Genomic DNA, 15,141 nt, shown 5'->3' with positions numbered 1-15,141 from the left:
GGGCGGCCGGCCAGCAATGCAAGCAGCAGCGGAACACGGACGATGGAGGCGGACATGGGTGCATCACAATGCAGTTGCGGCACGTGCGGCAAGTGCCGGTCACAGGGAGCGTTCGAGGTGTTGCCGTTCGCGGCCGGACTCGGCGCGGAATTCGGCAGCGGCTTCGCCGGGGAATTCAGTGGGGAGTTCAGTGGGGAGTTCAATGGTGAGTTGAATGACGAATTCAACGGTGAGTTCAACGGCGAATTCAGTGGTGAATCCGGTGCCTTCGGCGAGTACGAAGGGCCGTTCTCGGAAGTGGAGGAGATGGAGCTGGCGATGGAGCTGCTGTCGGTCGCCAGCGAGGAAGAACTGGACCAGTTCATCGGCGGCCTGTTCAAGAAAGCGTGGAAGGGCATCAAGAAGGTCGGTTCGGCGGTGGCCAAGGTGGCCAAGCCGCTGGGCGGCGTGCTGAAGGGCATTGCCAAGACGGCGCTGCCCTTCGTCGGCGGCGCGCTCGGCTCGATGATCCCGATCCCCGGCGTCGGCACGATGATCGGCAAGGCGGCCGGTTCCGCGCTGGCCAAGGCCCTGGAGATGGAGGCGGAAGGCATGGAACCGGAACAGGCGGAACTGGAAATGGCGCGCCGCTTCGTGCGCGTGGCCGGCAGCGCCGCGCAGCACGCCGTGGAAGGCGATGGCAGCCCGGCGGCTGTGCGCGCCGCGCTGCTGTCGGCGATGCGGCAGCATGTGCCATCGGCGCGGCTGTAGCGTGGCGCGATGATCATCGACTGCCATTGCCATGCCGGCCCCGGCGACGGCCTCACGGGGCCGTGGGACAGCGACCTGGCCCTGGCGCGCTATACCCGGCGCGCCGCCAAGGCGGGCATCGACCGCACCGTGCTGCTGGCCGCGTTCCACTCCGACTACGCCAGCGCCAACGAGGCCGTGGCGGCCCTGGTCGCCGCGCAGCCGCAGCGCTACTACGGGCTCGCCTTCGTGCACGCGGGGCGCGACCGGGGCCGCATCAACGCGATGGTGCGCACGGCTGTCGAACGGTACGGCTTCGTCGGCATCAAGGTACACCGGCACGACGCGCCGATCAGCGGCGAGATCTGCGACGCCGCGCGCGCCTTCGGCATCCCCGTGCTGTACGACCCGATGGGCGACGTGCACGTGGCCGAACTGCTGGCCACCCAATACCCGGACGTGGATTTCATCCTGCCGCACCTGGGCAGCTTCGGCGACCAGTGGTCGTCGCAGCTCGCGCTGATCGACCACCTGGTGCGGCATCCGAACATCTACACGGACACCTCCGGTATCCGGCGCTTCGACCTGCTGTGCGAGGCCGTGCGCCGCGCCGGGCCGCACAAGGTGCTGTTCGGGTCGGACGGCCCCTGGCTGCACCCCGGCCTGGAACTGCACAAGGTGCGGCTGCTGGGGTTGAACAAGGAGGACGAGGCGCTCGTCACCGGCCTGAACTTCCTGCGCCTGATCGGCAAGCGCGGCTGATGGAAAACCAGTGACAGGCTCCGATTACTAAAGGCGCGACAGGAAAAACGGTGACAGGCACCATTTTCCGGGAAATGTTGCAAATTAAATGGAGCCTGTCACCGGTTTCGAGATGCCGCTTTGGCGAACTAATCCTAAGTGCAAGGTCCGGGGTCAGACCCGCCGGGTCTGACCCCAGCAGTTGGGTCTTGGGGTAAATTAAATGGAGCCTGTCACCGGTTTTGAGATGGAGCCTGTCACCGTTTTTCGGCGGCTCGCTAGCTCCGGCTTTCGGTCTCGCCTTCCCGGGCGGCCTTGCGCCGGATCTGCAGGGCGCGGTCCGTGACGCCGAGTCGTTGCGCGGCGCGCTGGTTGTTGTCGCCTTCCTGCTCGAGCACGAGGCGGATCGCCATGTCGGTGGCGGCTTGCCCGATGCGCGCCAGCGACATGCCGCGGTCGACGGCGTGGCGGATGGCGTCGCAGAAGGGCGCATCGGGCCAGGCGGGGGCGCGGTGCAGGCGTTCGTCCGGCGGCACGTCGCCGATCGTGATGGGCCCGGGGCCGGTGTGGCGGTACCAGATGCGCGCGACGGTCTGGCGCAGGTCGCGCACATTGCCCTTGTAATCGCGCGTCAGCAGGTAGTCGCGCACCGCCCGGTCGAGCGGGCAACCGCGGCCTTGCGGGTCGAGCTGGCGCAGGAAATGGTCGACCAGCGGGAGGATGTCGGCCTGCCGTTCGCGCAGCGGCGGCGGGCGGCAGCGCCACGCGGCGATCCGGTAGTACAGGTCGGCGCGGAATGCGCCGGTGGCGACGTCCGCCTCCAGGTCGCGGTTGGTGGCGCACACGAGCCTGAACCTGCTGGGCTGCCACTGGTTGCTGCCGATCCGTTTGTATTGCTGCTCCTGGATGACTCGGAGCAGCTGTGCCTGCAGCGGCAGCGGCAGTTCACCCACTTCGTCGAGGAACAGGATGCCGCCATTGGCCATCGCGAAGGCGCCGTCGCGCGCGCTGACGGCGCCCGTGAACGCGCCGCGCTCGTGGCCGAACAGTTCCGAACCGGCCAGTTCGGGCGACAGGGTGGTGCAGTCGAGCACCGTCAGCTCGCCGGTCGCGCCGGACAAGCGGTGGATCAGCCGGGCAATCAGGTCCTTCCCGGTACCCGTCTCGCCCGTGATCAGCACGGGCGACTGGGTGAACGCCGCCACCTCGACCACGCCGCGCACCAGGGCACGCCAGGGCGCGCTGTCGCCGACCAGGCAGCCCTGCACGGCATGCGATCCCATCAGCTTTTGCAATGCATCCCATCGGTGCAGGCGGGCCGCGACCTGCTGCGCGCACAGCTCGGCGCTCGACCACGGCAGCAGGTCGGTGGCGCCCGCCTCGAGCAGCGCCCACATGGCGTCCGGCGACAGCGGCTCGGCCGCGCAATCGATGGCCAGCACGGCGGCGTTGAGGGCCAGCGCCTGGATGGTCTGCAGCAGGGAACCGTCGCATCCGCCGCAGAGCACCACGCCGAAGCCGGTGGCCGACGCCGATGCGGCGATGGATGCGGCCGTGGGGGTTGAAGCAGAGGTTGAGGCAGAGGTTGAAGCAGCGGTCGAAGCAGAGGCAGAGGCGGAGGTCGAAAACGCGGCATCCCGCACGGTCACACCGGCGCCGCCGAGCGCGGCGCGCAGGGCCGACGCGGCTTGTGCACCGCCCTGGCCCAGCGCCTGCATCCAGATCGACAACGCCATGGCTACCTCATGCGTGAAGACCATAGCCGCATGCAATCATTGCGGCGCATCGACCAATATAGCAGCGCAAGGTGCCGGTTGCTTGTATTAATTAAAACCTTGACGGGGAACTATCGGTCGCTGGACGACTCTCCGGGAACCGCCACGCCGTCGGCCATGGTGTCGGACACCCGGGGTGTGGGTGTCGGACACCGGTTTTCGTTGATCAGGTAGCTGGTCGGCGAACACCGGTGTCCGACACTTTTTCGGATGAAGCGCCCGAAAAAATGTCCGACACCAGCGGCACGGACACTGGTGGCTTCGACACCAGCCGCTCAGGCATCGCCAATGAAAGCCGAGGCCTGGTGTCGGACACCCGGGGTGTGGGTGTCCGACACCGGTTTTCGGTGATCAGGTAGCTGGTCGGTGAACACCGGTGTCCGACACTTTTTCGGGTGAAGCGCCCGAAAAAATGTCCGACACCAGCCGCGCGGGCACCGATGGCTCCGACATCTCCGGCTAAACATTGTGAGCGCAAAAACTCACCCCAACGGCGAGGGCTGGGGTCAGACCCGTCGGGTCTGACCCCGGTATTAGCATCTGGGGTTGGTTGACCTGAACGGCATGGGTCGCAAGGGCCGCTTCATCGCAGTAGAACCGGCGGGACCGCGGAGGCGGCGCCGGTGATTTCCGCTTATTCGGCTTATTCCTTCACGCAATCGACGAAGTAATCGCGCTTGCCGTTCACTTCGCGCTTGACCAGCCCGTGCACGTCCGTCTCGAAGCCGGGGAAGCGCTCGTTGAAGTCGCGCGCGAAGCGCAGGTAGTCGACGATCGTGCGGTTGAACTGTTCGCCCGGGATCAGCAGCGGGATGCCCGGCGGGTACGGCGTCAGCAGGATCGACGTGATGCGGCCTTCCAGTTCGTCGATCGCCACGCGCTCGATTTCGCGGTGCGCCATCTTGGCGAACGCGTCGGACGGCTTCATCGCCGGCACCATGCTCGACGTGTACATCTCCGTCGTCAGGCGCGCCACGTCGTAGGCCTTGTAGAAATCGTGGATCTGCTGGCACAGGTCGCGCAGGCCCATCTTTTCATAGCGCTGGTTGTTCGCCGAGAACTCCGGCAGGATGCGCCACAGCGGGGCGTTCTTGTCGTAGTCGTCCTTGAACTGCTGCAGCGCGGTCAGCAGCGTGTTCCAGCGGCCCTTGGTGATGCCGATCGTGAACATGATGAAGAACGAATACAGGCCGCACTTCTCGACGATCACGCCGTGTTCGGCCAGGTACTTCGTCACGATCGACGCCGGGATGCCGGTCTCGGCAAAGTGGCCGTCCAGGGACAGGCCCGGGTTGACGATGGTGGCCTTGATCGGATCGAGCATGTTGAAGCCCGGCGCCAGCTTGCCGAAGCCGTGCCATTCCTCGCTCTCGGCCTTGAAGATCCAGTCCTCGCGCGAGCCGATGCCTTCCTCGGCGAAGGTATCCGGACCCCACACCTTGAACCACCAGTCGCTGCCCCATTCCTCGTCGACCTTCTTCATGGCGCGGCGGAAGTCCAGCGCTTCCAGGATCGATTCCTCCACCAGCGCGGTGCCGCCCGGCGCTTCCATCATGGCGGCGGCCACGTCGCACGAGGCGATGATCGAATACTGCGGCGAGGTCGAGGTATGCATCAGGTAAGCCTCGTTGAACATGTCCTTGTCCAGCTTGACGGTCTCGGAATCGCGCACCAGCACCTGCGAGGCCTGCGACAGGCCGGCCAGCAGCTTGTGGGTCGACTGGGTCGAGAAGATCAGCGATTCCTTGGCGCGCGGGCGGTCCTTGCCGATCGCGTGCATGTCCTTGTAGAAGTCGTGGAAGGTGGCGTGCGGCAGCCATGCTTCATCGAAGTGCAGCGTGTCGATCTTCCCGTCCAGCATTTCGCGCAGCACCTCGACGTTGTACACCACGCCGTCGTAGGTCGATTGCGTGATCGTCAGGATGCGCGGCTTCTTGTTCTTGGCGTCGCGCGCGAACGGGTTCGAATCGATCTTCTTCTGGATCGACTCCATCGAGAATTCTTCCAGCGGGATCGGCCCGATGATGCCCAGGTGGTTCCGGGTCGGCATCAGGAACACGGGGATCGCGCCGCACATGATGATCGAGTGCAGGATCGACTTGTGGCAGTTGCGGTCGACGACGACGATGTCGCCCGGCGCCACGGTGGAGTGCCACACCATCTTGTTCGACGTCGAGGTGCCGTTGGTGACGAAGTAGCAGTGGTCCGCGTTGTAGATGCGCGCCGCGTTGCGCTCGGAGGCGGCGACCGGGCCGGTGTGGTCCAGCAGCTGGCCCAGCTCTTCCACGGCGTTGCAGACGTCCGCGCGCAGCATGTTCTCGCCGAAGAACTGGTGGAACATCTGGCCGATCGGCGACTTCAGGAAGGCCACGCCGCCCGAGTGGCCCGGGCAGTGCCACGAGTACGAGCCGTCGTTCGCGTAGTGCACCAGCGCGCGGAAGAACGGCGGCGACAGGCCGTCCAGGTAGCTCTTCGCTTCGCGGATGATGTGGCGCGCCACGAATTCCGGCGTGTCCTCGAACATGTGGATGAAGCCGTGCAGTTCGCGCAGGATGTCGTTCGGGATGTGGCGCGAGGTGCGCGTTTCGCCGTACAGGTAGATCGGGATATCGGCGTTCTTGTAGCGGATCTCTTCCACGAACGCGCGCAGCGACTTCAAAGCGTGGTCGGTTTCTTCCTTCGAGCCGGCGCCGAATTCCTCGTCGTCGATCGACAGGATGAAGGCCGAGGCGCGCGACTGCTGCTGGGCGAACTGCGACAGGTCGCCGTAGCTGGTCACACCCAGCACTTCCATGCCTTCCTTCTCCATCGCCGCGGCGAGGGCGCGGATGCCCAGGCCGGAAGAGTTCTCGGAACGGAAGTCCTCGTCGATGATGACGATGGGGAAACGAAATTTCATGATGTCTCCAAAAAGAAGAACCGCCCGGGATCGGTGTTGTCCAGGGCGGGCGGGGTGCCAATAAGGAAAAGTCCGCGATTCTCGCAGAATTCGCACCGCTCAGGTGGAAAAATCTTACGCAATGTGCATGGGCGGCGGCGCCACCATGAGCGGGGCAGAAAAACTCATCGGCGCTGGCGCCGGAAAAGCACGATATCGAATGCCAGGCCATTGGCGGACTGGTGCCGCGTGCGTTCGCTTTCCTGCCAGCTGGCCGGGTCGATCGGCGGGAAGAAGGTGTCGCATTCGAACTCGCCGTCGATCTCGGTGACGATCAGCTGGTCCGCCACGGCCAGCGCCGCATCGAACACCTGGGCGCCGCCGATGATGAAGGCCGGCGCATCGCCCACCAGGGCCACCGCCTCGTCGAGCGAATGCACGGTGTCGACGCCTTCACGCCGCCAGTCCGTATCGCGCGTGATTACGATGCTGCGCCGGTTCGGCAGCGGCCGGCCGATCGAATCGAAGGTCTTGCGGCCCATGATGATCGGGTGGCCCGTGGTCAGGCGCTTGAAGTGGGCCAGGTCTTCCGGCAGGTGCCACGGCAGCGTGTTGCGCATGCCGATGCCGCGCTGGCGATCGATGGCGACGATGATGGAAAGTTGCGTCATGGTGTGTTTTCTGAAAGTGCGCCATTATCGGCGATTTTTGCTTCAGCCGTGTGACGCAGCGGTGCAGCCGCGCGGCATACCACCAAGCTGCGGCCTCGCGGTTTGCGCGAGTTGTTCACCTGGTCTTGCCCGGTCTTCGCTCAACCTTCGCTGAGCGCGCGCACCGCGCCCCGCAGCGCACCGTGCAGCGCCGCGCGCTCGCCATCGGACAGGCCCGCGAACATCAGCGCCTCCACTTTCACCACCTCGGCGTCGCAGCGTTCCATCACCGCGTGGCCGGCGATCGTCAGGCTGATCTGGATGATGCGGCCGTGGGACGGGTCCGGACGGCGTTCGATCCAGCCCTGCGCTTCCATCGCCTTGACCATCTCGTTGGCCGACTGCGGCGACACCATGGTGCGCTCGGCCAGCTGCGCGTTCGACAGCGAGCCCTGGGCGCGGAACACCGACAGGGCCGTGTACTGGGTCACGGTGAGGCCAAGCGGCGCGAGGCTCTCGCGCAGGCGGCGGCTCAGCACGTGGTCGAGGCGGCCGACGAGGTAGGCGAGGCCGGAAGGGCGGCCGGGCGTGGCTTCTTTCAATGGCATGGGCAAGGTGAAGAGTGAATGGTGAAGAGTGAATGGTGAAGAGTGAACGGTGAAGAGTGAACGGTGAAGAATACGGCTGGCCGCATATTGTAAGATCAATCCCCGGGGCACTTGCCGTACCCGGCCGTCGCGTGCGCCGCCATCCGCACAAGATTATGCGGATCGATCATATTTACTTATGATAAATAATTAGTTTTAACATAATCATCGGCACCCTAAGATCGTTTCCATCTTGTTCATTCCGGGAGCGTTCGATGACGGTGACACGCAGGTCTTTCCTGATGCGGCTGGCGGCCAGCGGCGGTTACGCGGCGGCGCGCGCGGCGATGGCGACGCTCGGCCTGGGCGCGATCGACGTGGCCGGTGCGCGCACCAACCCGCCGCTGAACCTGGCACCGGGCTCCGGCAACGGCCGCAGCGTGCTGGTGCTCGGTGCCGGCATCGCCGGGCTGGTGTCCGCCTGGGAAATGCGCAAGGCCGGCTATTCGGTGCGCGTGATCGAGGCGCGCGACCGGGTCGGCGGCCGCAACTGGACCATCCGCGACGGCACCCGCATCGAGTTCACCGACGGCACCGTGCAGGTGGCCGACTTCGCCCCGGGCCATTACTTCAACGCGGGCCCGGCCCGGCTGCCCAGCCACCATCGCACGATCCTGGGCTATTGCCGGGAATTCGGCGTGGAACTGGAGGCGGAAGTGAACTCCAGCCGCAGCGCCTACTTCCTGCCCGACGCCGCCAAGGGCGGCCAGCCGGTCCAGCTGCGCCGCGCCGTCAACGATGCGCGCGGCCGCGTGTCCGAGCTGCTGGCCAAGGCCGCCGATCGGGGCGCGCTCGACCATGAACTGAGCCGGGAAGACCGGGCCAGGCTGGTCGATTTCCTGAAGATCTATGGCGACCTGGATGGCCAGCTGACCTTCAAGGGCAGCGAGCGTTCCGGCTACACGGTGTATCCCGGCGCCGATGCGCAGACCGGCGAGCGCCCGGAACCGCTGTCGCTGGAAGCGCTGCTGGACCCGGACCTGTGGAGCGCGCTGGTCTTCGACGAACTGCTGATTTTCCAGCCGACGATGCTGCAGCCGGTCGGCGGCATGGACCGCATTCCCGCCGCGTTCCAGGCGCGCCTGGGCGACGCGATCATCCTCAATACCGAAGTCGCCGCCATCCACAACAAGGAAAACAGCGCGGGAGACGGCGCCGGGAAGGGCGTCAGCGTGGCGGTGCGCGACCGGAATGGCGGCAACGCGCGCACGCTGGAAGCGGATTTCGCCATCGTCACGTTCCCCCTGCCGGTGCTGGCCCGGGTCGACACCAATTTCTCGGCCGACGTGAAGGAAGCCATTGCGTCCGTCGAATACGACGCGGCCAGCAAGATCGCCTGGCAGTCCGCGCGGTTCTGGGAAACCGGCAGCAATATCTACGGCGGCATTTCCGTCGTCAAGCACCCCACGGCACTGATCTGGTATCCCAGCGGCGGCTTCCACCAGCCGACCGGCGTGCTGGTGGGTTGCTACAACATCGGCCAGGCCGCGCGCGACTTCACCGGCCAGCCGCTGCAGGCGCAATTCGACGCGTCGCGCGCCGTGATCGACCGCGTGCATCCCGGCAGTGCCGCGCTGCTGAAGAATCCTGTCAGCGTGGCCTGGCACAAGGTGCCGTATTCGCTGGGCCCATGGGTGCATTGGGCCACGCCGCACGAGCGGCAATACGTGCGGCTGAACCGGCCGGAAGGGCGCGTGCACTTTGCCGGCGAGTACCTGAGCCAGATCGGCGCCTGGCAGGAAGGCGCCGCGCTGTCGGCCCACCATGCCGTGGCCGCGATCGCCGCGGCGGTTGCCGGCACCTCCTCGAAAACCACCTCCACCACTGAAAGAGCCTGATGAAGAATCCCGTCGCCACGCTGGCCGCCATGGCCGCCCTGACCCTGTTCGCCGGTGCCGCCGGTAACGCCGCCGCCGCCGATCCCCAGTTGCGCCGCACACCGATCCCGAACTCGAACTTCCCGATCTCCGTCGCCGTCACCGTGCCGGCCGGCGCCGAAACCATCTACTTCAGCGGCGTGCTGCCCGACGTCGGCGACCCCGCCGCACCCAAGGGCACCCCCGCCGCCTATGGCAACACGCAGGCGCAGACGCATTCGGTGCTGCGCAAGCTGCAGGCGGCGCTGGCCGCCGAGGGACTGGCGTTCGGCGACGTGGCGCAGCTGCGCGTGTTCCTCGTCGGCGACCCGCAGCTGGACAACAAGCTTGATTTCAATGGCTTGAACGCGGCGTTCGGCCAGTACTTCGGCACCGCCGCGCAACCCGGCAAGCCGGCGCGTACCGCCGTGCAGGTGGCGGCGCTGCCGGCCCCCGGTGCACTGGTGGAGATCGACCTGGTGGCGGTTCGCACCAAGACTCGGCAATGAGCCTCGGCAATGAGCCGCGGCAATGAGCCTCGGCAATCAGCCACGGCAGTCAGCCAGAACTTCAATCACGACAGGATCCGCATGACCAATAAAAACAGATTACCCATCGCCGCCGCCTTGTCGCTGGCCGTTTCCGGCGCCGCGCTGGCGCAGCAGGCCGCACCGGGCGGCAGTGGCGCCCTGGCCAACAGCGCAGCCGGCGCCGCGCTGATCCAGGATGTCGTCGTCACCGGTACGCGCGACACCACCCGTTCCGCCGGCCAGAGCCTCAGCCCGATCGACGTGATCGGCGCCAAGGAATTGCAGCGCACCGGCGCGACCGACCTGCGCGATGCGCTGGTCAGGCTGCTGCCGTCGGTCAGCCGGCTGGCCATCGCCGGGGACGCCGCCAACCTCACCAGCGCACTGACCCTGCGTGGCCTGAGTCCGAACCACGTGCTGTTGCTGGTCAACGGCAAGCGGCGCCACACGTCCGCCAACATCTCGGCGGACCCGGGCTCGCAGCAGGGCTCGACGCCGGTCGACATCGACCTGATCCCCGTCAGCGCGGTCGACCACATCGAAGTGCTGCGCGACGGCGCCGCGGCGCAATACGGTTCCGATGCGATTGCCGGCGTGATCAACGTGATCCTGAAATCGTCATCCAGCGGCGGCACGCTGTCCGGCACGTCGGGCCGCTACTACAAGCGCGATGGGCTGACCGTGGGCGCGGCGGCCGATGCCGGCCTGGCGCTGGGCGCGGACGGCTTCCTGCACCTGTCCGCGGAATTCCGCCGGCACGAACACAGCGTGCGCAGCGGGCCGGACGAACGCACCGGTACCTATGCGAACCGCATCGTCGGCGATCCGGCCAGCAAGCGCACGTCGGTGGCGGCCAATGCCGGCCATGACCTGGGCGGCGCCGAACTGTACGCGTTCGCCACGGCCGCCCACCGGGCCGGCGCCACCGTGCAGAATTACCGCTTGCCGAGCCGCTTGCCGGCCGTGCACCCGGACGGTTTCAGCCCCGTCGAGACCAGCAACGAGAACGACGGCGGCATCACCGCCGGCGCCCGTGGCGGCGGCGACGGCGCATGGCGCTGGGATGCCAGCGTCAGCTACGGCATCGACAACGTGAACATCGGCATGGAAGATTCGGCAAACGTCGACCTGTATGCCGCCACCGGCGCCACGCCGACCAGCTTCCACCTTGCGCGCTACAGGAACAGCCACACCGCGGCCAACGGCGACGTGTCGCGCGCGTTCGACACGGGCCTGCTGCCGGCCGCGTTGCAGGTCGCGCTGGGCGCGGAATACCGGCGCGAAACCTACCAGGTGAGCGCGGGCGACCCGGCGTCGTCGTATGGCAGCGGCGCCCAGGCCTTGCCCGGCCTGTCGGAGATCAGCGCCGGCAAGCACTCGCGCAACATCGGCGCGGGGTACATCGACCTGACGACCCGTTTCACGCCGCAGTGGGAAGCCGCGCTGGCCACGCGCTACGAACACTACAGCGATGCCGGCAGCACCACCAATGCCAAGCTGTCCAGCCGCTACGAATTCACGAAAAAGGCGGCGCTGCGCGGCACCGTGGGCACCGGCTTTCGCGCACCGTCGCTGGCCCAGGAAAACTACACCAGCCTGATGGTGTCGCCCACCACGGCCGGTGGGCAGCTGGCGGTGAACTCGCCGGCGGCCCGCACCCTCGGCGCGCAGCCGCTGAAACCGGAAAAGTCGCGCAGCATCAACCTGGGCTTCGTGGCCGAGCCGCTGGACCGGCTGCACATCACGGTGGACGCCTACCGTATCCGCATCCGTGACCGCATCATCCAGGGCGGCACCTATACCGGGCAACGGGCGGTGGATGCGCTGCGCACCGCCGGCATCACGCTGCCGGCCGGCCTGGTCTCCGTCAGCGCCAGCTACTTCGCCAACGGTGTCGATACCCGCACGCAGGGCGTCGACTTCGTCCTCAACTACACCACGCCGCTGGGCGGCGGCGGCCGGATCGACTGGGATGCCGCCGCCAACATCAACAACACGAAAGTGGAGCGGATCGCCTTCGATACCAACGGCAACCCGCTGCTGAACGCCCAGCAGGTCAGCTACATCACCAGCACGTCGCCGAAGAACAAGCTGATCGCGGGCGGCGCGTGGACCCGGGGCCCGTGGAGCGTGAGCCTGCATGCGAGCCGCTACGGCAAGACATCGAGCGAAGCCACGCTGTACAAGGGCCCGGACGCGTATTCGACGACAGTGTTCCGGCACGTGGAAAACGCCCCGAAGACGCTGACCGACCTGGAGCTGCGCTGGCAGGCCACGCCGGACTGGCAGCTGGCGCTGGGCGCGCAGAACCTGTTCGATGAAACGCCGACCGAGATGCCGCCCGAAACCCGCTACCTGGGCGTGTACCGGTACAACAACCAGGCGGCGCAGATCGGCTTCAACGGCGGCTACTACTATGCGCGCGCCAGCTACAAGTTCTAGCGGGTAAAAAATGTTACGCGACCACGGTGGCAAAGGTAAGATGGCGGTCTTCCAGGACAGCCAGCCCGATACCTTCATGAAGATAGACGACATCGCCGCCTTCGTCGCCGTGGTGCGCAACCAGTCCGTCAGCGCCGCCGCCGAGGCGCTGGGGCTGACCCAGTCGGCCATCACGCGGCGCGTGCAGAACTTCGAGCAGGAACTGGGCTCGGAATTGCTGGACCGCAGCGTCAAGCCGCCGCGCGCCAGCCCGATGGGCCGCAAGGTGTTCGAGCAGTGCGCCCGCGTGCTGCTGGAGGTGGACCGGCTGCGCGACCTGGTGCAGCACGACCAGTCGCCGACCGGGGTGTTCCGCGTCGGCGTGATCCAGACCATCGGCGACGTGGTGCTGCTCGATGCGTTGCAAGGCTTGAATGGCGCGTTTCCCGGCCTGCATACCGAAGTGGCATCCGGCTGGGGCGCCCAGCTGGTGGAGCGGGTCGCCAACGGCGAACTCGATGCCGCCGTCGGCCTGTTTCCCGCCACCCGGGTACTGCCCGACGGCCTGGCGGGCCGCACGCTGGGCCGCATCGAGCTCGCGGTGGTGGCGAAGAAGGGCACGTTGCCGCGGCGTTCGTACAAGCTGCGCGACATCTTCGAGGGCGGCTGGGTGCTCAATCCGGATGGCTGCGGCTTCCGCGCCGGCCTGGCCCGCGCGCTGGCCGAGCAGGGCCTGTCGTTCCGCATCAACCTGGAAACCTTCGGCGCCGACCTGCAACTGGGCCTGGTCGCCAGCGGCGTCGGCCTCGGCCTGATGCCGCGCCCGATCCTCGAGCGCAGCCGCCATGTCGACGCGCTGGACGTGGTGCCGGTGTCCGACTTCAAGCCCGTGCTGGATATCTGGCTGATCCAGCCGCACCTGGCCGGGCCGATGCAGCATGCCATCGATCATTTCGCCGGCACCGTGGAAGAGGCGTTTGCCACGTCGCGCCGGCTGTGATCGCGGTGCCTACGCAGCCGGCCGCGCGCCCAGGGTGCGCCTGACCAGGGGTTCGGCCAGCAGCATGCCCAGTGCCAGCCAGATCGCGGCAAAGCACAGCAGGGTATTGGCCGACACGGCCTGGCGGTAGAAAACCAGCGCCACGAACAACTGGGTGGTGGGCAGCACGAACTGGAAGAAGCCCATCACCGACAGCGGCAGGCGCGCCGCGGCCAGCGAGAACAGCCAGAGCGGCAGGACGGATACCAGGCCGGACAGCGCCAGCAGTACCGGCACGGCCGGCCACGGTATGGCTGCCGGCAGGCGCATGGTGGTGGCCGACGCCGCCAGCGACACCGCCAGCAGGGCGGCCAGCACCACGGTTTCGCACAGCAGGCCGCTGAAGGCATCGAGCGTGGTGAGTTTCTTCAGGCAGGCATAGCCGCCCCACGTGGCGCCGATGACCAGGTAGACCCAGTGCTGCAATTCACCGCTGCGCAGGACCATCGCCAGCACGGCGGCGATGATGACGGCCAGCGCGCCCTTGCGCAGCCAGGTCATCGGATCGCCCAGCGCCAGCGCGCCCACGGCGATGGCGACGAACGGGGCGATCAGGTAGCCCAGTCCGCTCTCGACGACATGGCCATGGATGGATGCCCAGATGAACGTGCCCCAGTTCCCCGCCACCAGCAGGGCGGCCGCCGCATGGATCGCCACGACCCGCCCGGTGAGCCGGGTTCCGAGTCCCTGGAAGCGCCCCAGCAGCGCCATGACGGCCACCAGCGTCGCCAGCGACAGCACGATCCGGTAGCCCAGCAGCGTGGCCGGGGCCACCGAGGCCAGCTCCTTCCAGAACAGCGAGGAGAAGCCGAGGAACAGGTTGGCGGCGACGCCGGCGATCATGGCCGGCAGCGTGCCGGTTCCTGCGCTTGTGGAGATCATCGACGGTGCCGCTCCCTTGTGCTTGACGATCGATGCTAGCACGGCGGCACGGCCCGAATCCTCTCCAAAACTCTCCGGACACGCACCTTCATGGTGCCTCGACATGACATGGCAGGGCCGCAAGATTATTCTCAAATTTCATATATCCTTGTGCTAAACAATTAGTTTTAACATAATCTTCGCCTCCCTATACTTGTTTTCAACGGCCGCATCCGGCCCTGGCAAGGAGGGAAGATGAACAATGTGTTGAGGCGCGCGGCCGGTCCGCTGGCACTGCTGCTGCTGTGGGAAGCGGCGTCGCGTACCGGCGTGCTGCCGGAACGGATCCTGGCGGCGCCGTCGCAGATCTTCGTCACGCTGGGCGAGCTGGTCGTCTCCGGAGAAATCGGCGGCAACGTGCTGGTCTCGCTGCAGCGCGTGCTCACGGGCCTGGCGGTATCGCTGACGCTCGGCACCTCGCTGGCCCTGGTGGCCGGGCTGACGCGCCAGGGCGAAGTGGCCGTCGATTCGACCATGCAGATGGTGCGCACCCTGCCATTCCTCGGCCTGGTGCCCCTGTTCATCCTGTGGTTCGGCATCGGCGAATTCACCAAGATCGCCCTGATCGCCTTCGCCACCACGTTCCCCATGTACCTCACGCTGTACAGCGGCATCCGCGGCATCGACGCCAAGCTGGTCGAGGCGGCACGCCTGTTCGGCCTGTCGTATCCGCAGCTGATCGTCCACGTCATCCTGCCCGGCGCACTGCCATCGTTCCTGGTCGGCCTGCGCTACTCGCTGGGCGTGGCCTGGCTGTCGCTGGTGGCCGTCGAGCAGATCAACGCCACCGCCGGCCTGGGCTACCTGATCAACAATGCCCGCGATTTCATGCGCACCGACGTCATCGTCGTCTGCCTGCTGATCTACAGCCTGCTGGGGCTGGCCACCGATGCGCTGGTCCGCGCCATCGAACACTACGCGCTGGCCTGGCGTCCGTCCTTCATCAAGGGGTAA

The 15,141-nt window shown here is 66.8% G+C and carries 12 protein-coding genes; 7 read left to right on the top strand and 5 right to left on the bottom strand.

Annotated elements, in window-relative coordinates:
• Window positions 1-54 precede the first annotated feature (54 nt).
• Window positions 55-750 carry a hypothetical protein gene (locus EYF70_RS13925; RefSeq protein WP_131145945.1) on the top strand — a complete coding sequence of 232 codons (696 nt, stop codon included), beginning with the start codon at window positions 55-57 and terminating at the stop codon, window positions 748-750.
• Window positions 751-759: 9 nt separating this feature from the next.
• A complete protein-coding gene (locus EYF70_RS13920; RefSeq protein ID WP_131145944.1) occupies window positions 760-1,491 on the top strand; it encodes an amidohydrolase family protein in 732 nt (243 codons plus the stop codon).
• A 257-nt stretch (window positions 1,492-1,748) separates the two neighbouring features.
• On the opposite strand, the gene EYF70_RS13915 is transcribed toward EYF70_RS13920, so the two are convergent.
• The 4 genes from EYF70_RS13915 to EYF70_RS13900 form a co-directional block, all read right to left on the bottom strand.
• Window positions 1,749-3,206 (bottom strand): sigma-54-dependent transcriptional regulator, encoded by a 1,458-nt coding sequence (locus tag EYF70_RS13915; protein ID WP_229420856.1) that lies wholly within the window; start codon window positions 3,204-3,206, stop codon window positions 1,749-1,751.
• A 682-nt stretch (window positions 3,207-3,888) separates the two neighbouring features.
• The gene (locus EYF70_RS13910; RefSeq protein ID WP_131145943.1) at window positions 3,889-6,144 is read right to left on the bottom strand and encodes an arginine/lysine/ornithine decarboxylase; all 2,256 of its coding nucleotides are present in this window, start codon (window positions 6,142-6,144) and stop codon (window positions 3,889-3,891) included.
• A gap of 164 nt (window positions 6,145-6,308) precedes the next feature.
• Window positions 6,309-6,794, bottom strand: coding sequence for a dihydrofolate reductase (locus tag EYF70_RS13905; protein ID WP_131145942.1), 486 nt, complete (start codon window positions 6,792-6,794; stop codon window positions 6,309-6,311).
• Window positions 6,795-6,934: 140 nt separating this feature from the next.
• Entirely contained in the window at window positions 6,935-7,381 is a 447-nt protein-coding gene (locus tag EYF70_RS13900; protein WP_131145941.1) for a MarR family winged helix-turn-helix transcriptional regulator, read from the bottom strand.
• 254 nt (window positions 7,382-7,635) lie between these two features.
• On the opposite strand from EYF70_RS13900, the gene EYF70_RS13895 reads away from it, so the two are divergent.
• From EYF70_RS13895 to EYF70_RS13880, 4 genes are all read left to right on the top strand, one after another.
• Window positions 7,636-9,258 carry a flavin monoamine oxidase family protein gene (locus EYF70_RS13895; protein WP_131145940.1) on the top strand — a complete coding sequence of 541 codons (1,623 nt, stop codon included), beginning with the start codon at window positions 7,636-7,638 and terminating at the stop codon, window positions 9,256-9,258.
• Entirely contained in the window at window positions 9,258-9,785 is a 528-nt protein-coding gene (locus tag EYF70_RS13890) for a RidA family protein (protein ID WP_174800402.1), read from the top strand. Before EYF70_RS13895 ends, EYF70_RS13890 begins: the two co-directional genes overlap by 1 nt.
• Window positions 9,786-9,866: 81 nt before the next feature.
• Entirely contained in the window at window positions 9,867-12,248 is a 2,382-nt protein-coding gene (locus EYF70_RS13885; RefSeq protein ID WP_131145939.1) for a TonB-dependent receptor plug domain-containing protein, read from the top strand.
• A gap of 76 nt (window positions 12,249-12,324) precedes the next feature.
• The gene (locus EYF70_RS13880) at window positions 12,325-13,227 is read left to right on the top strand and encodes a LysR family transcriptional regulator (protein ID WP_131145938.1); all 903 of its coding nucleotides are present in this window, start codon (window positions 12,325-12,327) and stop codon (window positions 13,225-13,227) included.
• A 9-nt stretch (window positions 13,228-13,236) separates the two neighbouring features.
• Here the strand turns inward: EYF70_RS13880 and EYF70_RS13875 are convergent, their stop codons facing one another.
• Window positions 13,237-14,190, bottom strand: a complete 954-nt coding sequence (locus EYF70_RS13875) for an EamA family transporter (RefSeq protein WP_229420855.1) — start codon at window positions 14,188-14,190, stop codon at window positions 13,237-13,239.
• A 192-nt stretch (window positions 14,191-14,382) separates the two neighbouring features.
• Here EYF70_RS13875 and EYF70_RS13870 point away from each other — a divergent pair, with 192 nt between their 5' ends.
• A complete protein-coding gene (locus tag EYF70_RS13870) occupies window positions 14,383-15,141 on the top strand; it encodes an ABC transporter permease (RefSeq protein ID WP_218943781.1) in 759 nt (252 codons plus the stop codon).

The organism is Pseudoduganella albidiflava (genome assembly GCF_004322755.1).
Classification (GTDB): domain Bacteria; phylum Pseudomonadota; class Gammaproteobacteria; order Burkholderiales; family Burkholderiaceae_D; genus Rugamonas; species Rugamonas albidiflava.
Note: the sequence above shows the minus strand (reverse complement) of the source record. Positions and strands in the feature narration are given on the sequence as shown.